This is a genomic window from Vibrio sp. 704, from assembly GCF_033339295.1.
Genome location: NZ_JAWOUH010000004.1, coordinates 206,245 through 227,580, shown reverse-complemented (window position 1 = coordinate 227,580; position 21,336 = coordinate 206,245). Strand labels below are relative to the sequence as shown.

Annotated in this window: 18 protein-coding genes; 8 read left to right on the top strand and 10 right to left on the bottom strand. The window is 43.7% G+C overall.

The window, feature by feature from the left end; translation table 11 throughout:
- Positions 1-26: 26 nt before the first annotated feature.
- On the bottom strand, positions 27-707 hold the full coding sequence (cmk, locus tag R7R24_RS09235; protein ID WP_021033981.1) for a (d)CMP kinase: 681 nt from the start codon (positions 705-707) through the stop codon (positions 27-29).
- A gap of 208 nt (positions 708-915) precedes the next feature.
- Positions 916-1,977 carry a protease SohB gene (gene sohB, locus R7R24_RS09230; protein WP_005385819.1) on the bottom strand — a complete coding sequence of 354 codons (1,062 nt, stop codon included), beginning with the start codon at positions 1,975-1,977 and terminating at the stop codon, positions 916-918.
- Positions 1,978-2,231: 254 nt separating this feature from the next.
- Between sohB and R7R24_RS09225 the strand changes: the two genes are divergently transcribed.
- The 4 genes from R7R24_RS09225 (at position 2,232) to R7R24_RS09210 (ending at position 8,316) form a co-directional block, all read left to right on the top strand.
- Positions 2,232-2,978 carry a YciK family oxidoreductase gene (locus R7R24_RS09225; RefSeq protein WP_005372980.1) on the top strand — a complete coding sequence of 249 codons (747 nt, stop codon included), beginning with the start codon at positions 2,232-2,234 and terminating at the stop codon, positions 2,976-2,978.
- Between the two features lie 129 nt (positions 2,979-3,107).
- The gene (gene imuA, locus R7R24_RS09220; protein WP_086046931.1) at positions 3,108-3,806 is read left to right on the top strand and encodes a translesion DNA synthesis-associated protein ImuA; all 699 of its coding nucleotides are present in this window, start codon (positions 3,108-3,110) and stop codon (positions 3,804-3,806) included.
- Positions 3,807-3,810: 4 nt separating this feature from the next.
- Complete coding sequence (locus R7R24_RS09215; protein ID WP_213883364.1) at positions 3,811-5,214, top strand: Y-family DNA polymerase; 1,404 nt, start codon at positions 3,811-3,813, stop codon at positions 5,212-5,214.
- Positions 5,215-5,241: 27 nt separating this feature from the next.
- On the top strand, positions 5,242-8,316 hold the full coding sequence (locus R7R24_RS09210; protein WP_132936836.1) for an error-prone DNA polymerase: 3,075 nt from the start codon (positions 5,242-5,244) through the stop codon (positions 8,314-8,316).
- 72 nt (positions 8,317-8,388) lie between these two features.
- On the opposite strand, the gene R7R24_RS09205 is transcribed toward R7R24_RS09210, so the two are convergent.
- On the bottom strand, positions 8,389-9,342 hold the full coding sequence (locus R7R24_RS09205; RefSeq protein ID WP_005372976.1) for a chemotaxis protein CheV: 954 nt from the start codon (positions 9,340-9,342) through the stop codon (positions 8,389-8,391).
- Between the two features lie 363 nt (positions 9,343-9,705).
- On the bottom strand, positions 9,706-10,923 hold the full coding sequence (locus tag R7R24_RS09200) for an ROK family protein (RefSeq protein WP_005385828.1): 1,218 nt from the start codon (positions 10,921-10,923) through the stop codon (positions 9,706-9,708).
- A 410-nt stretch (positions 10,924-11,333) separates the two neighbouring features.
- Here R7R24_RS09200 and pyk point away from each other — a divergent pair, with 410 nt between their 5' ends.
- A complete protein-coding gene (gene pyk / locus R7R24_RS09195; RefSeq protein ID WP_005372972.1) occupies positions 11,334-12,776 on the top strand; it encodes a pyruvate kinase in 1,443 nt (480 codons plus the stop codon).
- Positions 12,777-12,884: 108 nt separating this feature from the next.
- On the opposite strand, the gene R7R24_RS09190 is transcribed toward pyk, so the two are convergent.
- On the bottom strand, positions 12,885-14,036 hold the full coding sequence (locus R7R24_RS09190) for a patatin family protein (protein ID WP_149192474.1): 1,152 nt from the start codon (positions 14,034-14,036) through the stop codon (positions 12,885-12,887).
- A gap of 44 nt (positions 14,037-14,080) precedes the next feature.
- Entirely contained in the window at positions 14,081-14,173 is a 93-nt protein-coding gene (locus R7R24_RS09185) for a YnhF family membrane protein (protein ID WP_005372970.1), read from the bottom strand.
- Between the two features lie 127 nt (positions 14,174-14,300).
- On the opposite strand from R7R24_RS09185, the gene R7R24_RS09180 reads away from it, so the two are divergent.
- The 3 genes from R7R24_RS09180 to R7R24_RS09170 all read left to right on the top strand — a co-directional run bounded on the left by R7R24_RS09180 (position 14,301) and on the right by R7R24_RS09170 (position 17,019).
- On the top strand, positions 14,301-14,891 hold the full coding sequence (locus R7R24_RS09180; RefSeq protein WP_005372968.1) for an outer membrane protein: 591 nt from the start codon (positions 14,301-14,303) through the stop codon (positions 14,889-14,891).
- Positions 14,892-15,460: 569 nt separating this feature from the next.
- Positions 15,461-16,927 (top strand): sodium-dependent transporter, encoded by a 1,467-nt coding sequence (locus R7R24_RS09175; protein WP_065274707.1) that lies wholly within the window; start codon positions 15,461-15,463, stop codon positions 16,925-16,927.
- Positions 16,924-17,019: a MetS family NSS transporter small subunit gene (locus R7R24_RS09170; RefSeq protein WP_005372963.1), complete on the top strand. Its 96-nt coding sequence runs from the start codon at positions 16,924-16,926 to the stop codon at positions 17,017-17,019. Before R7R24_RS09175 ends, R7R24_RS09170 begins: the two co-directional genes overlap by 4 nt.
- 68 nt (positions 17,020-17,087) lie before the next feature.
- Here R7R24_RS09170 and R7R24_RS09165 read toward each other — a convergent pair whose 3' ends face one another.
- From R7R24_RS09165 to R7R24_RS09150, 4 genes are all read right to left on the bottom strand, one after another.
- Positions 17,088-17,489, bottom strand: a complete 402-nt coding sequence (locus tag R7R24_RS09165; RefSeq protein WP_005372960.1) for a hypothetical protein — start codon at positions 17,487-17,489, stop codon at positions 17,088-17,090.
- A 247-nt stretch (positions 17,490-17,736) separates the two neighbouring features.
- Positions 17,737-19,167 (bottom strand): PTS glucose transporter subunit IIBC, encoded by a 1,431-nt coding sequence (gene ptsG / locus R7R24_RS09160; RefSeq protein WP_005372959.1) that lies wholly within the window; start codon positions 19,165-19,167, stop codon positions 17,737-17,739.
- A gap of 444 nt (positions 19,168-19,611) precedes the next feature.
- Positions 19,612-20,379 (bottom strand): TatD family hydrolase, encoded by a 768-nt coding sequence (locus R7R24_RS09155; RefSeq protein WP_005372957.1) that lies wholly within the window; start codon positions 20,377-20,379, stop codon positions 19,612-19,614.
- Positions 20,370-21,332, bottom strand: a complete 963-nt coding sequence (locus R7R24_RS09150) for a DNA polymerase III subunit delta' (RefSeq protein WP_017821391.1) — start codon at positions 21,330-21,332, stop codon at positions 20,370-20,372. The genes R7R24_RS09155 and R7R24_RS09150 overlap by 10 nt, the downstream gene beginning before the upstream one ends.
- Positions 21,333-21,336: the final 4 nt, after the last annotated feature.

Here is a 21,336-nt window from a genome sequence, read left to right as displayed (position 1 = left end):
AACGCTCTTAGCCTAGTCGAGTATTATTACTCAGCTAGCTTCGATTCGATATATTGTAGTGCCTTTTCTACTACTTCGTCGATAGTCATCGACGTAGAATCTAGCACAAGCGCATCCTCAGCAGGGCGTAATGGCGCCACTGGGCGGTTACGATCTCGGTCGTCACGCTCTTGGATCTCGCTTAAAAGGTCAGCAAATCTAACATCTAACCCTTTCTCTTGCAACTGTTTAAGGCGTCGATTTGCACGCTCTTCAGCACTTGCATCAAGGAAGATTTTTGCTTGCGCACTCGGGAATACAATTGTGCCCATATCACGACCATCAGCAACCAGACCCGGAGCGGTCTCAAATGCACGCTGACGACGTAGTAATGCTTCACGAACACGTGGCAAAGCCGCAACTTTAGATGCTGCCATACCCGTTTCTTCTTTACGAAGCTCCCCTGACACATCTTCGCCTTCTAGAATGACCTTAACTAAGTCACCTTCCGCGATAAATTGAACGTCTAGGTGTGTTGCTAGTGGGACAAGAGCATCTTCTGACTCGGTGTCGACACCGTGGTGAATCGCAGCAAGTGCAAGTACACGATAAATTGCGCCAGAATCTAAGAGTTGGAAACCCAACTTTTTCGCCAGCAACATACATAAAGTGCCTTTACCTGCACCACTAGGTCCATCTACGGTTACAACCGGAGTTTGAGAGGACATGTTCTTCTCCACCAATAGTTTCTTTTCAGCAATTTGCTCGGTTTTCGAGGCGCACATTATACGGGTAATCAGTCTTTGGAGCGAGGAAAAATGTCGTGTAAAGCATTACACCTAATGCGTAATTGGATTCATCAATAAACATAAAGTTCAACAAAAACGGCGAGAGCTTCCGCCCTCGCCGTTTTAAATGTCATGAACTTAAGCTCGATTAAACAATCGGCTTTTGACCACGCTCAGCTAACTTTAAAATCACACTATCAGCGACTTTACCCGCCACACCTGCTAGCTTGTCTGCCAGCTTTTTCTTCTGCACATAATGCACAGAAAGTACGGTTTTATCTTTGCATGCCGCAACAACGATATCATCAGATGTACTAATGTCATCCACCAAACCAAGCTCTTTCGCTTGTGTACCGAACCAGTGCTCACCAGTGGCTACTTTGTCTAGGTCCAAACTAGGACGACGCTCACGGATGAAGTCTTTAAACAAGACATGTGTTTCTTCAAGTTCTTGCTTAAACTTATCGCGCGCTTTATCGGTATTCTCACCGAACATCGTTAGCGTGCGTTTATATTCACCCGCTGTTAGTTGTTCGTACTCAATGTCATGTTTCTTCAACAGTTTGTTGAAGTTAGGAATTTGTGCGATAACGCCAATAGACCCCACAATTGCAAATGGTGCAGAAACAATCTTATCTGCTACACATGCCATCATGTAACCACCACTTGCCGCAACTTTGTCAACAGAGATGGTCAGAGGAAGACCCGCAGCTTTGATTCGGTCCAGTTGAGAAGAGGCAAGGCCGTAACCATGAACCATACCACCGCCAGACTCTAAGCGAAGTAACACTTCATCACCTTCACGTGCGACAGCCAAAATAGCGGTGATTTCTTCACGTAGAGACGCGACTTCTTTTGCGTCTATGCTACCGTTGAAATCAAGAACAAATAGGTGTGGTTCACGCTTGCTATCTAATGAACCGTCTTTGCTCGCTTGTTTGATTTCTTTCTCGCGAGATTTGTTCTTCTCTTTTTCTTCTTTCTTGACGGCTTTATCTCGAGCCTTGATGAAAGCATCGTCATGCAAATGATGCTCTAACTGCTCAACAGATTGTTTGTGTTGCTCTGAAAGGTTGGTAATCTCTAACTCCCCTTTCGCCGCACCCGATTTGCCACCAGCCGATTTTGCAATAATGAGCAGAACAATTATCGCAGCAACCACCGTGATAATTTTGGCCAGAAACAGACCATAATCTAATAAAAATTCCAACGAGAGCTCCTTTATCTCATTTCAGATGACGTTAGTATGTTACGCAGAAACATCAGCGAGAAGGCAGCGCGGTTTGTAACCACTTGTTCTGATTGATAGCATACTTAACGAAAGTTCTGGAATTGGTATAACACATGAATTGGTGTATTGTAACCATCTTGTCACGATTACCAAGATTTTCCATTGAGAAACAGGCGTTTTTTAGCGTCAATTAACTATCATGGACCCTCTTACAATAATAAGGATTTATCGCCGTGAACTACTCCGTTTCAGCTGATGCTCTAAAAGGTAAAGTCATTCTTGTTACTGGCGCTGGTAATGGCATCGGCCGTCAAGCCGCGCTTTCTTATGCCGAGCACGGTGCAACTGTTATTCTCTTGGGTAGAAATGTGCAAAACCTTGAATCTATCTATGATGAGATTGAAGCTGCTGGCTATCCACAAGCTGCTATCATTCCATTGGATCTCAAGGGTGCAACTCAGCAGAATTACATTGATATGGCAGAGACAATCGAAGGACAGTTTGGTCGCTTGGATGGTCTATTACACAACGCAGGTGTCTTGAGTTCGCTGTGTCCATTTGATCAAATCAAAGAGGAAGACTTCGACGATATCATGCAGATCAACGTGAAAGCCGAAGTGCTAATGACTCAAGCATTACTGCCTGTGATGCGTAAATCAGAAGCTGGGCGTATTATCTTTACCTCTTCAACCGTCGGCCACTCTGGCCGCGCATTCTGGGGGCCATACGCTATCTCTAAATTTGCCGTAGAAGGCATGATGCAAGTTTTAGCTGACGAGCTGAGTGATACACCGATCCGCGTTAACGCAATTAACCCTGGTGCCACTCGTACTCGCATGCGTGAAAAAGCATATCCGGGTGAAGATGCGAATACTCTCAAAACGCCACTGGATATCATGCCGCTATATTTGCACTTAATGGATCCTGCGGTTACCGATGTGAACGGTCAGTGCATCGACGCTCAACCGAAGCGTAAATAACTCATTCAGGTTACCTCACATAATCGATTGAAAAGGCAGCAAACGCTGCCTTTTTTCATTTCTCTCTTCATAAAAATCTTGCGACTTTCTCCCACAGAAATATACTGTATGTATATACAGGTACTTATTATGCAAGATATTATTCAGAACTTAAAAAGCCAACACCTTGTTTGGCAAGCAAATTTAACGAAAGCAGATCCGCAGCAGTTGCAGACTAGTTCCGGTTTTTCTGAATTAGATGATTTGCTCGGCGGAGGCTTTCCACCTAATGGCGTAGTGGAGATGGAATCTATTGGTAGTATTGGTGAATTGCGTTTGCTCGCTCCCTATTTAAAAGCCACTCAGACCAATGGTATGACCGCATTTATTCAACCACCTGCTCTAGTGAACTCTCTGTTTTTACACTACATCGGGTTGGATATAAACCAAGTGTGGGTTGTTACTCCAACTCACCCCAAAGATGCTCTTTGGGCAGCAGAGCAATGTCTGAAAAGTGGGGTATGCAGTAATGTTTTGTTATGGCAAGAAGAGCTTGAAATACATCAAGTGAAACGCTTACAGGTAGCGAGTGAACAAGGTACTTGCCCTCTCTTTATGCTTAAAACAGATACTATCAACCGCTTGTCTTTGCCTGTGTCACTCAGTTTAAAACTGAAAGGCGACGAGCAAGGGATTCATGTTGAAGTGCTGAAAAGGAAAGGAGGCTGGAATAGAGGTAGAGGTAGCGTTAGTATCGGCTTCCAACACCATTATCCGCAACTGGTGAAACCATCATCTGAAACTGTGCACTCGACTGTGGTCAATTTCCCACTGGCGAACCAAGGTTAGTGATATGGCTCTGTGGATTTACTTGCACTTCCCTCGCCTGCAGCTAGACGCACTCTTTGGTGATAACCAAGAACAACCCGTGGTGATTGTCGAAAGCCAACGTTGCCAGATTATTCAATACAACGAGATTGCCGAACAACAAGGCATTAAACCAGGTATGGGCCTAGGCAGTGCTGCGTCCTTGTGTCGAGATTTACAAGTGCATCCTTATCATCCACAAACCGAATTAAATAAATTACAAGAGGTAGCCCAGTGGTTGTATTTGATCACATCTGACGTTGTGTTGATGCCAAACCAAGGTATTTTACTGCGTGCTACTCCAATGCTCGCTCTGTATGAAGGGCTTGAAAACTATTGGAGTAAAGTCAGAGCTCACTTATCGGAGCTGAAACTGAGTTTTCAATTCGGATGTGGTTTTTCGCCTTTTGCTGCCAAATTGATGGCAATATCAGGAGCGAACGTCATCAGTGAAGACAAATCTGCCATACAAAAAGCTTTATCACCACTACCGTTAAAACTGACAGATTTATCAAACGCTACCGTAGAGAAGTTACAACGTGTAGGCGTCACCACATTGCAAAACCTGCTTGAACTGCCATTGCAAGACATCGCACGACGCTTTGATATCGATTTGGTGAACTACGTTGGTCGACTGACTGGGCAGTTTAAACACCCTGTCGACTTTTATCACCCTACCGAATCCTTCCAAGTTTATTTAGAGCTGTTGTTTGAGATCGAAAACGTTCAGTGGATTGAAAAGCCGTTGGCCAAATTACTTCGTCAACTCGAAACCTTTCTTAAATTAAGAGATAAGGTCGCTTTTGAACTGTGTTTAACACTCCACCAGCGTGAGAAACAAGAGCAACACCTTCAACTCACTTCTGCGCAAGGTGATTACCTATGTCAGCGTTGGCAACAGTTAGCGAGTTTAAGCTTAGAATCACTCTCGCTTAATGGCCCAGTCACAGGGCTAACGTTAAAAGTCATCCGTCAAGGTGAGCCTCTTAGTGCATCACGCGATCTCTTTGCTGGGCAGAAAGGAAACATGAATGCTTTAGAGCTGCTCTCTTTACTGCAAGCTAAATTGGGAAAAAGTGCCGTTTTAAAACCCAATATTGCTTGCGATCCTAGACCAGAAAAGGCCAGTCAGTATCGCCCTGCTGATGCTCCGGATGAAAAGGGGCACGCCATACCATCCATACTACGCCCAGCAATGCAATTACCGACTCCCATTGTATTGCAAGAGCAAGTTTCTTTGGTCCACGGACCTGAGCGAATAGTTTCTGGGTGGTGGGATGGTGATGAGATCATGCGTGATTACTACATTGCACACACCAAGCAAGGCCGCTGGTTATGGATATTTCGCGATCAGCACAAGCACTGGTTTCTTCATGGCTATTTTTGTTAAATCGACAGTTATTTTTGTTGGGTCATTATGAGTTACGCGGAACTATTTTGTCAGTCTAACTTCTCTTTTTTGACTGGGGCTTCTCATGCAGAAGAGCTGGTACTCCAAGCTGCTTTCTATCGCTATCAAGCTCTAGCTATAACGGATGAATGTTCAGTCGCGGGCGTTGTCAAAGCCCATGCGACCATCGAACAACATAAACTCGATATCAAACAAATCGTTGGAAGTATGTTTTGGTTAAATGATGAATGCCAAATCGTACTGCTTTGCCCTTGTCGCAAGGCTTATGCCGAGTTGTGTCGTATCATCACAAACGCAAGGAGACGCAGTGAAAAAGGCAACTATCAACTGTTCGAATGGGATTTGATGTCGGTTCGACATTGTTTGGTATTGTGGCTGCCCACACATCAAGAGAGTGATCACTATTGGGGGCGCTGGCTCAATCAACACCACGCTAATCGTTTGTGGGTAGCGATTCAGCGCCATTTGAGTAACAACGATACTGAGTACATTGCGCACTGCGAGCAGTTAGCACATGAATTTCAATTACCTATAACTGCCTGCGGAGGCGTTCTCATGCATGATGTTGAACGCTTGCCATTACAGCATGTACTTACTGCTATAAAGCATGGGTGTAGCGTCGATAAACTCGGTTTTGACCGTATTTCGAATACTGAGCGAGCGCTTCGTCCTTTTAAAAAGTTGATTCGGATTTACAAACCAGAATGGCTGGAAGAAAGTACTTACATCGCCGATTTATGCGAGTTTAAGCTCTCCGATTTAAAATACGAATATCCTACCGAGCTGATCCCAGATGGTTATACACCCGACTCTTACTTACGTATGTTGGTCGAACGTGGTAAAAGGCTGCGTTTTCCTGAAGGCGTGCCAGCAGAAGTCAATCAAACCATCGAGAATGAACTGGCGCTTATTCAAGAGCTGAAATACCACTACTACTTCCTTACTATTCACGACATCGTAATGTTCGCGAAACAGCAAGGCATTCTTTACCAAGGGCGAGGTTCCGCTGCAAACTCTGTGGTGTGTTATTGCCTGGAAATTACCGCCGTCGATCCTCGACAAATCGCTGTCTTATTCGAACGATTTATCAGTAAAGAACGTAAGGAACCGCCGGATATTGATGTGGACTTTGAACACGAGCGCCGTGAAGAAGTTATCCAGTATATTTACAAAAAATATGGCCGTGAGCGTGCAGCACTTGCTGCAACAGTGATCAGCTATCGCTTTAAAAGTGCCGTGCGTGAAGTCGGTAAAGCACTAGGGATTGAAGAGACCCAATTAGATTTTTTCATTAAGAACGTTAATCGCCGAGATCGCAGCCAAGGCTGGCAAGCTCAAATTATTGAACTGGGCTTACAACCAGAATCTCTCAAAGGGCAGCAGTTTATCCAATTGGTCAACGAGATCATTGGCTTCCCACGCCATTTATCTCAGCACGTAGGTGGCTTTGTAATTTCATCTGGCCCTTTATATGAGTTGGTACCTGTTGAAAATGCCTCGATGGAAGATCGCACTATCATTCAATGGGATAAAGACGATTTAGAAAGCTTGAAGCTACTAAAAGTCGATGTGCTCGCACTCGGCATGTTAAACGCCATCAAAAAGTGCTTTCAGCTGGTCGAGAAACATCACCAGCGATCCCTCTCTATTTCCGAAATCACTCGCCGACAAGATGATCCACACGTGTATCGCATGATCCAAAAAGCTGACACGATAGGCGTATTCCAAATAGAATCTCGTGCACAAATGAGCATGCTTCCTCGCCTAAAGCCTGCTTGTTATTACGACTTAGTGATTCAAATTGCAATTGTTCGTCCAGGCCCTATTCAGGGTGATATGGTGCATCCTTTTTTAAAACGACGAGATCACAAAGAGCCTGTCAGTTATCCATCGGAAGAAGTAAAAAGCGTTCTTGAGCGGACTATGGGCGTCCCTATTTTCCAAGAGCAAGTCATCAAGCTAGCCATGGTAGCCGCAGGGTTTAGCGGCGGCGAGGCCGATCAACTCCGTCGAGCAATGGCATCATGGAAAAAGAATGGCGATCTCGCTAAATTCAGACCAAAACTGATCAATGGTATGCAAGAGAGAGGTTATGACTTAGCGTTTGCTGAGCGCATTTTCGATCAGATTTGCGGCTTTGGTGAGTACGGCTTCCCTGAAAGTCATTCAGCGTCTTTCGCAGTGCTGGCATATTGTTCTGCATGGTTAAAATATTATTACCCAGCCGAATTTTACACTGCATTGTTGAACAGCCAACCAATGGGGTTTTATAGCCCATCGCAATTAGTACAAGATGCTCGCCGACATGGCGTCGAAGTATTGCCGGTGTGCGTCAATCATTCAAAATATCAACATCATCTCGTCTCACGTCCGAATGGCAGGCTCGGCGTGCAACTTGGTTTTCGCTTGGTGAAAGGCTTTAACGCAGAAAGCGCACAAAGGCTTATTGAGCGCAAACCACTTAATGGTTACCGATCGATTCAAGAAGTAAAGCAGATATTAAGAAGCCGAAGTGACATTGAATTATTGGCTTCAGCCAATGCATTTCAGGCCTTATCGGGAAATCGTTATAACGCTCGCTGGGCAGCAATGGATTCCTTATCTGACCTACCATTGTTTCACAAGGTCGAAGAACCCAATGTTAGCTACCAGACTCAACCTTCTGAATATGAAAATTTAATTGAGGATTACGCAAGCACGGGACTATCTCTTAGCCGCCATCCAATTAAATTATTAGAAGAAACGGGCAAACTCCCTCACTTTACCCGCATGAGGCAACTGACAGAGAAACCGCATAAGTCACTGGTCACAGTGGTAGGTGTGGTAACAGGAAGACAATCTCCAGGCACCGCCGCTGGCGTGACATTTTTTACGTTAGAAGATGACACGGGCAACATTAATGTGGTCGTTTGGCAAGCGACAGCACGAGCCCAAAAGCAAGCGTATTTAGGCGCTAAAGTATTAATGGTGAAAGGCATTCTTGAAAGAGAGGGAGAAGTCACGCACGTTATTGCTGGTAAGTTGATTGATTGCACGCACTACTTGAACAATCTACAAAGTAAGTCTCGGGATTTCCATTAGTACAGAGGAATTAAGGAGAGAGATGTTAAAAATCAGAGAGAGGTGCGCTCCCTCTGATTTCACTAGATCTAATCATGCACTTTTAGAAAGCATCTGGCGTAATCGGTCTTGAGCAACTTCAACCAGCAGATCCGGTTGGAATTTAGATATAAAGCGATCACAGCCTACTTTTTGTACCATGGCTTCATTAAAACTACCGCTCAGAGAAGTGTTCAATGTGATAAACAACTTAGACATACGTGGGTCTTGGCGCACTTCATGGGTCAGTTTATAACCGTCCATTTCAGGCATTTCAGCATCCGTAATCATCATCAACAGCTCTTTTTCTACATCTTTACCTTCATCACACCAACGTTTTAAAACCGTTAACGCTTCTAGCCCGTCACGACACTCGATGATATTCATACCCAATTGAGAAAGCGTATCGCGAACTTGATTACGAGCTGTAGAGGAATCATCCACAATCAGAACATTACGCCCGACCATTGCTTGGGCCAGTTCTTGATCGAGAATGTCCTCCGAAATAGTCACGTCGTAATGCACGATCTCTGCTAAAACTTTTTCAACGTCAATAATTTCGACAATTTGAGAGGCATCCCCTTCTTTGATTTGCGTGATAGCCGTGAGGTAATTCGAGCGACCAGACGTGGAAGGAGGCGGCTGAATTTCAGTCCATGCCGTATTAATAATGTTTTTAACCGGACCGACTAAGAAGCCCTGCACCGTGCGGTTGTACTCTGTCACGATCAAATTTTCTTCTTCCGCTTCACCACGTAAAGCAGGAAAACCAATTGCGCCTCGTAAATCAATCACTGGTACCGCTTCACCTCGTAGAGAAGCAACCCCACGAATATTGTAGTGCGATCCAGGGAGCTTGGTTAACGGTGGAAGCTTGATGACCTCTTTCACTTTGAACACATTAATCGCAAATAATTGGCGACTATTTAAAGTGAACAGCAGAAGCTCTAGTCGATTTTCACCAACCAAGTTTGTACGCTGGTCAACCGTATTTAACACTCCGGACATACTACTACCTAAATTATGGATAATTCTTATTTTACTCGAAATCAGTACAGACACAGCAAGGTTATATAACCAAATAACCTTAAAATATTTGGCTTTTCGAGCACAGCTTTAAAGTACAACAGTTTTAGCGTATTACTTCTCTTTGCATCAGACGCAAAGTCACGCAGCACATTGAAAGCCATTTTGTTTATTTACTTGAGCTTTTTAGGAAATTACATGAATGGCGCAGATATAGCAATGCAACATAACTCAAATTCCCTTTCTAGTAATAGGCGATCAAAAAGGGTGAGCCGTTAAGTCTCACCCTAAATCACCTACAAATGCAGTCTCAACAGCCAGGCACATCATCATGTTAAAAAGTACTTAACCTTCCACAACCTTCATCAATAGTTGACCATCGTACAACGCTTGCTTAATCAACGCGGCACCAGGCATTGTGGCTTGCTTATAGAAACGAGACTCCACCAGCTCAAGATCTTGGTGATAAACAGGTAAACTCTGCTCTTCGATACATCGACGAACCGCAGGATAAAGCACATCTTTTGCTTGGTTAATCACACCACCGATCAAGATTTTCTCAGGGTTAAATAAGTTGATCACAATAGCAATTGCAGAGCCTAAGTAGCGTCCAAGTTTTTCAATCACATCGACGGCCAAAGGATCACCGTTTGCAGCGGCTTCACAAATGCTCTCAATACTCATTTCCTCTTGTTTAGCAAGAATAGAGTCTTCGCCATCAGCGATTCGTCTTACGACTTCTTCACGAATTGCTTGAGAACTGGCAACGGTTTCCAAACAGCCAATATTGCCGCAATGACAACGTTTTCCATTTGGGTCAATTTGAATATGCCCGAGTTCACCAATGTTACCGTGACGGCCTTGCAAAACGCGCCCATCCAGAATGATGCCCGCACCTAAACCGTGGTGGATAGAGATAAGAACGGAGTTGTCATTATCTTGAGAATGACCAAAAAGCTTTTCTGCTAATGCCCAAGCTCGCGTGTCATTGGCAATGAAAACTGGCAAGCCTGTTGCTTTGTATATCTCTGGTCCAAGAGCAAGATTTTCGACATTGTAATGAGGCATCTGCAAAACGACACCTTGCTCTGAGTTCACGAGACCAGGCAGTGTAAGGGCAATACTGGTAACCCGATCCAGTTGATCCGCGTAAGTCTGAAAAAATTCATCAATTTCGTAAAGCAGGCGCTCAAGCACATCGTCTTGGTCAAGCTCGTGTATCTCGATTTTAGTATCGATCAGTACATCACCGCCTAACTCATGCAAAGCAATGGTTAAATAACCCCGCCCCAAACGCATTGACAAAAATTGCCAGCCTTCATTATTGACCTGCAAACCGACAGCAGGTCGACCACGACTCGTCGCTTCTTGTACTGTCGTTTCATGAATCAAGTGCGCTTCAATTAATTCTCGAGTGATTTTGGTGATACTAGCAGGAGCAAGCTCACTCTGCTTGGACAAATCAATTCGAGAAATAGGACCTTTTAGGTCAATTAGTTTATATACACGACCAGCATTGACCTGTTTGATATGATCAATATGGCCCGGTTGAGCCATGTACATCTTGCACTCCGAAATTCTATAACGGGACAATTTTTTTACTTTGCGAACTAATTGTGAAGTGAATTAATAAATCCCCGTGACAAGCATCACGTATAAACCTGTTTGTTTGTGTATTCAATCAAATAACGAAGAATCTACTCCTGTTAAATTGTTTGAAAAATAACTTATTTTTATTCACTAAATTATGAAGTAGTGCCTTTAAAGCAGCGCATTTTTATCAATAAGGCCATTGCCTGTCGAATATCTGTCTGTTTTACCGGGGTTACTCTTAATGTAAACATTCTGTGCATATACTTATATTCAAATAGCTTTAAGGTGTGGGCTCAGCAACGAGGCTAACCTTGAGAGCGATTGCGTAAAGTAAGGATAGAGTTCAAGTTACCTTTACACACACATTCATCGGAGAATCTATGACTTCCAAATTAAGACGAACAAAAATTGTCACTACGCTGGGTCCTTCAACGGATAAGGACAATATACTTGAGGAGATCATCAAAGCCGGTGCAAACGTTGTCCGTATGAATTTTTCACATGGAACCAGTGAAGACCACATTCAACGTGCGAACAAAGTCCGTACCATTGCAGCAAGACTTGGGCGTCAGGTTGCAATTCTTGGTGACTTACAAGGCCCTAAAATCCGTGTATCAACGTTTAAAGACGGCCAAGTCATTTTGAATGTGGGCGATAAATTCACATTAGATAGTGATTTACCAAAAGGTGAAGGCAATCAAGAATCTGTAGGGTTAGATTATAAAGAACTACCGCAAGATGTTTCACCAAATGACATTTTATTACTCGATGATGGACGCGTTCAGCTGCAAGTTACCAAAGTAGAGGGTAATAAAGTTCATACCCGTGTGATTGTCGGTGGTCCACTGTCCAACAATAAAGGGATCAACAAAAAAGGCGGCGGATTGTCAGCGGATGCGCTCACTGAGAAAGATAAAGCCGACATTCTTACCGCCGCAGCAATTCAAGTGGACTACCTTGCTATTTCATTCCCACGTAACGGCGAAGACATGCATTACGCTCGACGCTTAGCCAGAGATGCAGGCCTTGAAGCCATGTTAGTGGCTAAAGTCGAACGAGCAGAAACCGTCGCGACCAATGAGTCTATTGACGACATTATTCTCGCATCCGATGTGGTGATGGTTGCACGTGGTGACCTTGGTGTAGAAATCGGTGACCCTGAGCTCATTGGTGTCCAGAAAAAACTGATTCGCCGCGCACGCAGTTTAAACCGTATCGTGATTACTGCGACACAAATGATGGAATCCATGATTACTAGCCCAATGCCAACGCGTGCTGAAGTGATGGATGTAGCCAATGCGGTTCTAGACGGCACTGACGCGGTGATGCTGTCTGGAGAGACTGCTGCAGGTAAATATCCTGTAGAAACGGTCAAATCCATGGCCGAAGTATGTGTGGGGGCAGAAAAAATGTCGGAGGCAAGTCTATCAACCTATCGCTTAGATAGAACCTTCGAAACCGCTGAAGAAACCATCGCAATGGCAACCATGTACTCTGCGAATCACATGGAAGGAATTAAAGCGATGATCTCGTTAACTGAGTCCGGCAGGACTGCGTTGATGATGTCTCGCTTAAGCTCTGGCTTGCCAATATTTGCCTTATCACGGAATGAATCGACACTAAATCGAGCAGCATTATACCGAGGCGTGACACCTGTATATTTCGAGTCAAAAAGTGATGCGGGTTTACCAACGGCTCAAGCAGCGATTACTAGCCTTAAAGAGCAAGGGTTCTTGCACAAAGGTGATTTAGTCATTATTACTCAAGGCGATGTAATGGATGTTGTGGGCTCAACCAACTGCATGCGCATTCTACAAGCGTAGTCGTTATACCTAACTGGAATTAATCACAAGAACCCGCAAATAAGGCTCAGAAAATGGAGCCTTATTTATATGCTTTGTATATTGCGCACATCGTGAACGTAAGAAGGTTTATGCACTCTCTCTACCATCAATTTCAACATCCAGCTGGTCGTAGAGTTGAACTAGGTTAAACCCAGCTTGAAGCCCAAGTTGATAGTCATGCTCTAGTGACTCTTGGTCACTTAACAAAGAAGAAGAACGAAGTCCCTCTTTAGGCGCAACTTGTAAAATAAAAGTGTCGTCAGGTGGAGCAGATATAAAGGCCTGCGTGAGCTCAAATGTTTGATAATGAATCATCAGCATGTCGGCTAAACCTGAGTCAAAATTCTCACCAATCAGGTGGCTTAAACGATACAAGTTATCGGCACCGAACAACCAACGGCCTCCATTTAACAGCATTTTCCCTGCAAGCTTCGATTGATGTGCTGCATTAATTTTTTGTTGGAAGAACGACGCCCAATCCAGCTTCCACTGATTCACTTTTTGCTGCCATGATTGCTGTACTGAGTTGATAGACTCCCGATACCATTCGACAGGCACATCCCCCACCTCACTTTGGGCTCTCGCTTCAATCTCTGAAAACGGCTCTGTGCGAATGACAATAATGTTGCGAGCATTCTGACGCCACGCTTCTTGAACAGGGATAGAGGCAGACACGCCGCCATCCACAAACTTATTGCCATTTACGTCGACAGGTCCGTGATATAACTTGGGAATCGCACATGTCGCTAGCATAGTGTTAAACCACGAGTCATCCAAGATTGGTAGATATTGATCTGATAGCGTCTCTATATTCGTTACCGCAGCAAACGCCCCTCGTTTTCCCAATGCACTGCGACCTAAATCAAGGTCAAGCTTGTATGGGAAATCTTGAATCCGTTCTAATGCCCACTCTAAACCTAAGTACTGCTGCTTTCGGATATAGCGAAACAGATTAAAAAATTCAGGAGACGTTGTCAGCTCGGTAATAAAAGCTTTGCCCATGCCATGTTGACGACACAAGTAAGAACATAAGTTAAGTGCTCCGGCAGAGGTGCCATAGAATTCATCGAAAGGATCGAAGTTGGAAAGTAAAAAGGCGTCTAAAACGCCAGCGGTAAAAATCCCTCTCTGCCCTCCACCTTGCGTGACTAAAGCAGTTTTACCATGCCTAAATTGCTCATAAACTTTTACATCAAGCTCTGCATGGCTTTCTGTGATTATACCGCTGTTACGTATCATAGGCTCACGCCATTTTGTTAAAACGTTTGGTAAAAGTGGTTATCTTAAGCTGTTGTAATAGCAATGATGCCAAATGACAAAAGCACTGCAAAAACAGTCACCACAATGATTAATGCGGATTTTAGATCGTGTTCCATAAACACCTCCTTAGTATGTAACAAATTAATAACACCGGTGTGAAATATGTTCAAGATTTGCTTAATTTAGTCGCGCAATTTTGACTAACCCATCACAATTAGCTTAGTCATAATAAGGAGATAGGGCATGAACCAAAAACTCAGCTGGCTAGTAGGAATCATGATGATGAGTACTGCTATCAATGCACAAGCGAATATCATCGTTACACCATACATAGGCTATACAGGAGGCGGCCAAGTAGAGGATGAAAGTGGTAATACATACGATCTCGACCCCGCAGTGAATTACGCTCTTTCAGTCGAGACTCCCTTAGAAAAAGGAAGGATCGGATTGTTTTACTCCAATCAATCGACGGAACTTGAAAAGCTGTCCAACTCGGCAGATATCCATTATCTGCACTTCCAAAGCAGCATGTACTATCCTGTCGCAGAAAAATGGCAAACCTATATCGGTGTAGGTTTGGGCGCTTCTTACGCCGATGTGGATTGGGTAGACAAAAAATACGGATTTTCGGCTAGCGCTTTTGCAGGGCTGGAATATGAATTTTCAAAGAACTTTGCATTAACAGCCCAACTGAGATGGTTAGGAACGGTCGTTGATAACGATACATCTGGCGCCTGTACTCTACCTAATGACGGCTCAAACTGTATCATTAAGTTCGATACTGATTGGATGAACCAATTCCAATCAAATGTCGGTTTTAGTTTCCGCTTCTAATTTTTATGCATGTTCCTTTATAGGACTCGTCACAAAGAACGCTGAACGAGTCCTGCACAGAGCCGATAAAGGATATCGTCTAAACACCATTGTTTGGCAAAGTAACGAAGCATCATCTAGATAGGTGCACAAAAGATAGCCGTACGCCCTAATTAATCAAAATAGTCTTAAACACCAAAGCAATTATTAGATCCCAGTCATTTATTCCAGACAAACAACCACACACCCACATAAAACCACAATCAAACTCAAATTTAACAAGATTAAAACCAGACAACGCATCTGAATTAACATTTAGATTCTATTGCGCTAAGTATTATTAGAAGTTAGTCTGATCAGTGAAAACAGATAAATATTTCAGTTTTATCAAACACACATCAAAATTTTAAGATTAATAATCTACTTTCTCTTACAGTAGCCAGAATATAGCTCTATAAAATTATAAGAAGTTAGAATTAAGGATAGAAAAGCTGATGGATAACAGCGGTCCTTTCTTCCAACTGTTTGCGCAATTATTACTGTGTTACGTAGAGAGCTTCATTCCTCAGGGAGTCTTATAGGAGTCAAATATGAAGCGAGAACAATGGGGATCCCGGGCGGGATTCATCTTAGCAGCAGTTGGGTCTGCTATCGGTTTGGGAAACATTTGGCGTTTCCCATACATGGCCTATGAAAACGGTGGCGGCGCATTTTTTATTCCTTACATTTTTGCCATGATCACTGCCGGTATTCCATTTATGATCCTTGAGTTCAGTATGGGACAAAAATACCGAGGCTCGGCACCAAAAACACTAGCGAAAATTCATTCTAAATTTGAATGGCTTGGCTGGTTCCAAGTTGGTGTGGCTGCAGTTATTGCCGTTTACTATGTGGCTGTTATCGGTTGGTCGATTTCTTACTTTGGGTTGTCGTTCACTCAAGGTTGGGGAACCGATACCAACGCATTTTTCTTTAGTGAATACCTAAAGCTAGGTGACAACTCACCAACAGACTTAGGCAGTATTCAATGGAAGATTGCTTTATCCATGGTGATTGCTTGGGCAATTACTTACACCGCTATTGCCAAAGGCGTGAAATCAGGAATTGAACGAGCATCTAAAATTATGATGCCAATCCTATTCTTGATGGTGATTTTCTTAATCGGACGTATGATTTTCTTGCCAGGAGCTCTAGATGGCGTGAACTACATGTTCGAACCCGATTTCAGCAAAATTTGGGATGTGAAAGTATGGGCAGCGGCATATGGTCAGATCTTCTTTACGCTAAGTATCGGCTTCGCCATCATGCTAGCTTATTCTAGCTACCTACCAGAAAAGTCAGACATAACGAATAACGCGTTTATGACCGTGTTGATCAACTGTGGCTTCTCGATCCTAGCCGGCATCATGATCTTCTCAGTATTGGGTTACATGGCTCAAGAGCAAGGTAAGCCGTTAACAGAGGTGGTATCTGCAGGCGTTGGCTTGGCTTTTGTTACTTTACCTGCGGCAATTAACCTACTACCTGCCCCATATATTCTTGGTCCACTGTTCTTCTTTGCACTGGTGGTTGCTGGTCTAAGTTCGCATATTTCAATTATGGAAGCCGTAACTTCAGCCATTATCGACAAGCTGAAGTGGAGCCGTAAAAAAGCTGCAAATGTTGTGATTGGTATTGGCTTCGTTGTCTCTATGGCGTTTGCTACCAATGGCGGTCTGCTGCTACTCGATCTAGTAGACCACTTTGCAAACAACGTTGGCATCATGGTTGGTGGTCTGGTTGAGATTGTCTTGATGGCGTGGCTATTGAAGCGCGTGCCAGAAGTACGTAATTACGTTAACGAGCGCTCTGATTTCTCTGTTGGTCAATGGTTCGAGGTCTGCTTACGCTTCGTTACACCAATCATGCTCGCCATTATCTTAGCGACCAAGCTATACGCCCTAATTACTGAAGGCTACGGTGGCTATGATCTAACTTTAGGCTGGGCACTTATCGCCGCACTCTTTATCTTTGGTCTAGTGATCAACGCAGTGAACCGCAAGGAGACAGCAAAATGACAATCAGCGCAATTATTATGATGGTTATTGGTTTAGGTATCACTTGGGGCGGCGCTGCCGTTTGCATCAAGCGAGCCATGGATAAACAATAGAACGTTAAGTTCCACATAAAAAACGCCGGTAGTTACCGGCGTTTTTTTATACATACATTAGTTCAATTCTAGAAACTGTACTTGATGCCAACGGCGCCGCCAAGTTGCAAGTCAGCACCTTTGTAAAGATCTAGCTCTGGGTGTATTTGACCATAAAGGTCCCAGCCGCGTGATAAATCCCAGTTCACACCAAGTGGTACTCTCACACCAAACTCGTCATCCCATTCATACCAGCCACCAACGCCGACATACCAAGTCACAGGCATGTTTTGATCGAATGTTCCACGCTTAGCGATGTAATCAAACGCCATACCATCGTTTCCGATAATGCCACGATATTTGTTATCTAACTCTACAACAACACTTAATTGTTGATCGACAGCCATACCAACTGATAGATCCGTTGGCTCGCTTGCCGCCATTGCCGTACTAGAAACTAGTCCCAAAACTAAAATGAATTTGTTCTTCATACACGTTATCAATTATTCAAAAAAACATTATTCGCTATTCAAACATAATGGCATATCAATATGTCAACGATGGGTAAGCTCGATGTATGAAAAAGCTGACAAAAGTAAAGATGAGTTTAGGATCACACTAAAAAAGGAACTGTCAGTTAATAAAATAGGAACTAAAAAAGGAACTGTCAGTTAATAAAATAGGAACTAAAAAAGGAGGCCGAAGCCTCCTTTTATGCATTACTATGAATGACTGCGATTAACCGTGGTTACGAATCCACTCATCCATTTCAGTTTTTAGGTTATCAGACTTAGTACCGAAGATAGCCTGTACACCACCAGCTACAACTACAACACCAGCAGCGCCTAGTTGTTTTAGCTTGTCTTGGTCAACAGCTGCTGTATCTGCAACTGCTACACGTAGACGTGTGATACATGCATCTAGACCAGTAATGTTAGCTTTACCGCCAAACGCTGCAACCAGTTCACCGCCCATATCAGAGCCAGAAGTTACAGCTGCACTTTCCGTTTCATCTTCACGGCCAGGTGTTTTTAGGTCAAGCGCTGTGATTACACCACGGAACACTACGTAGTAAATTACTGCGTAAACTAGACCAACGGCAATCATTAGCACCATCTTCTGAGCGTTACCAGATAGAACTAGGAAGTCGATCAGACCGTGAGAGAAAGAAGTACCGTGTACAAAGCCTAGAGTGTTCGAAACGATGTATGCAGAACCAGCTAGTAGAGCGTGGATACCGTATAGTAGTGGAGCAACGAATAGGAATGAGAATTCGATTGGCTCAGTAATACCAGTTAGGAATGAAGTCAGTGCAGCTGACGCCATGATACCCATTACTTTTGCACGGTTTTCTGGTTTAGCACAATGAGCAATTGCGATTGCTGCAGCTGGTAGACCGAACATCTTGAACATGTAACCACCCGCTAGCTGACCGAAGCCATTACCAGCAGCACGAGATGCTTCATCAGCAACTAGGTAACAAGTTAGTACACCATTTTGAGCTTCACCGGCAGCGTTAACACAAGAACCTGCTTCGAAGAAGAACGGTACGTTCCATACGTGGTGTAGACCGAATGGGATTAGAGAACGCTCAACAACACCGTAGATACCGAATGCTAGCTGTGGGTTTTGGTGTGCAGCCCAATCAGAGAATGCAGAAATTGCACCGCCAATTGGTGGCCAGATAACAGAAAGGATAACACCTAGGATGATCGCAGCAAAACCAGTGATGATTGGCACTGCGCGCTTACCAGCGAAGAAGCCAAGGTACTCTGGAAGTTGGATTTTGAAGAAACGGTTGAATGCCCAAGCAGCCACACCACCGACAAGGATACCACCTAGTACACCTGTATCGATTTTCTCAACACCCATAACGCCCGCCATTACACCTAGCGTTGCCGTCATGATGCCGTAACCAACGATAGCTGCAAGACCTGCAACACCGTCGTTGTTAGTGAAGCCTAGAGCTACACCTACTGCAAATAGAAGTGCCATTTGGCCGAATACTGAACCACCAGCTTGTTCCATAAGATTAGAAACGATCTCTGGAATAAAGCTTAGATGGGCAGCACCCACACCTAATAAAATACCTGCAACTGGTAAAACTGATACTGGAAGCATCAGAGCCTTACCAACTTTTTGCAGGTTAGCAAAAAGGTTCTTAAACATGTTTATGCTCCTGATAAATTTATAAGTATTATTTGGGCACTAACGGCACACCCCCGTAGCCTAAAGGTTAGCACCCAATGAAAATGTAACCACAACTGCATTATATTTTCCGGCTCTAAATATATATTGATGACCCTCAAACTTTCCACACAGTTACGAAATTTAGTTTCAAAACAAGTCTTGGATCACACCCAAAAACAGCCGATGAAAAGGTTTGCATTGCACTTATATTACTGTTTTATAAAGAATTAATTATTTATATAATTAATTTTAAGGCGTAAATAAAATACGCCCCAATGTTATTTTTAGTAACAAAATTACATTTGTGATTTTTGAATGTTATTAAATCAACATTTTTAGTAAACATTAAACTCGTGAGCGTATCTGTTGTTTTTATCAACAAAAAAGGAGCCTAAGCTCCTTTTTTATGCTCTTATTATTTTTTCATCGCAAAAAAAGATTTCGGAAGTTTTCGGTGGTTTTTTGTGCCACTTCAGAAAGAGAGCACGATTTGAGTTGCGCAATATAAGAAGCGACTTCGACAACGTAAGCGGGTTGATTCTCTTTGCCACGATGGGGAACAGGAGCCAAGTAAGGAGAATCTGTCTCAATAAGAAGCTTCTCTAAAGGTAGAGTCTTCACCACTTCTTTTAACTCTGTAGCTTGACGGAAAGTAACAATCCCCGAGATAGAAATATAAAACCCCAGCTCCAGTGCAGCTTCAGCAAATGGAAGATCTTCTGTAAAACAGTGGATAACACCACCACATTTCTCTGCCCCACCCTTACGCAAAATATCTAGAGTATCCGCACGTGCGTTTCTGGTATGGATAATTAAAGGTTTGTTGAGCTCCACTGCAAGATCAACGTGTTGCTCAAAGCGCTCTTTCTGTAACGCGGCCGTTTCGGGCTTGTAATGATAATCTAAACCCGTTTCGCCAATAGCGACGACTTTTGCATTCGACGCATGGTGGCGCAATACGTCCATCGAAAAGTCGCTTTCAACATCAAGTGGGTGCACACCGCACGAAGCATAAACATTGTCATAAGGCTCGATCATTTCCATCATTTTCGGGAAAGAATCCAGCGTTACTCCAACAGAAAGTAGCTCAGTTACGTTTGCTTGTTTAGCTTTGTTAATAACGTCTTCCACATTGATGTGGAGATCGTCGTAATTCAATTTGTCTAAATGACAATGAGAATCTACGAACATAATGCCTCTCGTGATTCAATTAACCAATTCATTGATAGTAGCTCAAGGTTCAGGCCAGGAAAGGCTTGCACCTGAGCTTTCAGGTTCATCAGCGCCTTCGCTGATGAGTACAAACCGTTATAGTTGTCCGGTTGAAACTTTGTCGCGCCCGGAAGCATTTGAGCTTCTGATACACCAAACTGCGCTTTCTGAGCATCTGTCAGTAAATACCATGCCCAGTCTAGTGATTGCTCTGAGTGTTTAGCGATTAAAGAAGCACACTCAGAAACGTCTGAAACAGGCGAAGACATTGCCTTAATAAAACTGCGTTCAAAAGCCAAGTAAGCTTCGAGATCACCATTATTTAACGCATCCAATGTTTTTATTGGAGAGCCCATATTCAGTTTTAAAGCATAAGCAGGAACTTGCTTCGCCCCTTGTTCGTGCATCCATTGCATTGCTTGTTCCGCTGACGGAGGCGCAACAACCCAGTGTTGGCAACGGCTACGAATCGTTGGGAGCAGACGCTCCTGATTGTGGGTAACGAGCAAAAACAAGCACTTTGCCCCAGGCTCTTCTAGCGTCTTTAACAGCGCATTCGATGCCGACTCGTTCATAGAGTCCGCCGGTTCTATTACAAATAGGCGGTAACCATTAAGCTGAGATGATTCCTGAGCAAGACGGTTACAAGCGCGAATTTGGTCCACCGTTATCGCCTTTCCTTCTTTCTCTGGCTTGATCCAGTGTAAATCAGGGTGGTTTTGAGATTGATTTAGCTGGCAGCTATGACAAAAACCGCATGCTTCACTCGCGTAATTTTGGCAAAGAAGCGCTTGGCTAAAAAACTCGATAAGTTTTTCGATGCCTAAGCCCTGATCGCTTTGTAATAAAAGCGCACCTGGTATTCTGTCCGACTCTAACCCTACTTTGAGGTTATCCCATATTGGCTGTAGCCATGGATAATCATTTAACATGAGT

Bases quoted from the DNA above. Each gene is read 5' to 3' on its own strand.
- pyk (WP_005372972.1), top strand. From the start codon at position 11,334: ATGACTTCCAAATTAAGACGAACAAAAATTGTCACTACGCTGGGTCCT.
- R7R24_RS09165 (WP_005372960.1), bottom strand. From the start codon at position 17,489: ATGAAGAACAAATTCATTTTAGTTTTGGGACTAGTTTCTAGTACGGCA.
- R7R24_RS09190 (WP_149192474.1), bottom strand. From the start codon at position 14,036: ATGATACGTAACAGCGGTATAATCACAGAAAGCCATGCAGAGCTTGAT.
- R7R24_RS09210 (WP_132936836.1), top strand. From the start codon at position 5,242: ATGAGTTACGCGGAACTATTTTGTCAGTCTAACTTCTCTTTTTTGACT.
- R7R24_RS09180 (WP_005372968.1), top strand. From the start codon at position 14,301: ATGAACCAAAAACTCAGCTGGCTAGTAGGAATCATGATGATGAGTACT.
- R7R24_RS09205 (WP_005372976.1), bottom strand. From the start codon at position 9,342: ATGTCCGGAGTGTTAAATACGGTTGACCAGCGTACAAACTTGGTTGGT.
- ptsG (WP_005372959.1), bottom strand. From the start codon at position 19,167: ATGTTTAAGAACCTTTTTGCTAACCTGCAAAAAGTTGGTAAGGCTCTG.
- R7R24_RS09175 (WP_065274707.1), top strand. From the start codon at position 15,461: ATGAAGCGAGAACAATGGGGATCCCGGGCGGGATTCATCTTAGCAGCA.
- R7R24_RS09185 (WP_005372970.1), bottom strand. From the start codon at position 14,173: ATGGAACACGATCTAAAATCCGCATTAATCATTGTGGTGACTGTTTTT.
- R7R24_RS09170 (WP_005372963.1), top strand. From the start codon at position 16,924: ATGACAATCAGCGCAATTATTATGATGGTTATTGGTTTAGGTATCACT.
- R7R24_RS09155 (WP_005372957.1), bottom strand. From the start codon at position 20,379: ATGTTCGTAGATTCTCATTGTCATTTAGACAAATTGAATTACGACGAT.
- R7R24_RS09150 (WP_017821391.1), bottom strand. From the start codon at position 21,332: ATGTTAAATGATTATCCATGGCTACAGCCAATATGGGATAACCTCAAA.
- cmk (WP_021033981.1), bottom strand. From the start codon at position 707: ATGTCCTCTCAAACTCCGGTTGTAACCGTAGATGGACCTAGTGGTGCA.
- R7R24_RS09200 (WP_005385828.1), bottom strand. From the start codon at position 10,923: ATGTACATGGCTCAACCGGGCCATATTGATCATATCAAACAGGTCAAT.
- imuA (WP_086046931.1), top strand. From the start codon at position 3,108: ATGCAAGATATTATTCAGAACTTAAAAAGCCAACACCTTGTTTGGCAA.
- R7R24_RS09215 (WP_213883364.1), top strand. From the start codon at position 3,811: ATGGCTCTGTGGATTTACTTGCACTTCCCTCGCCTGCAGCTAGACGCA.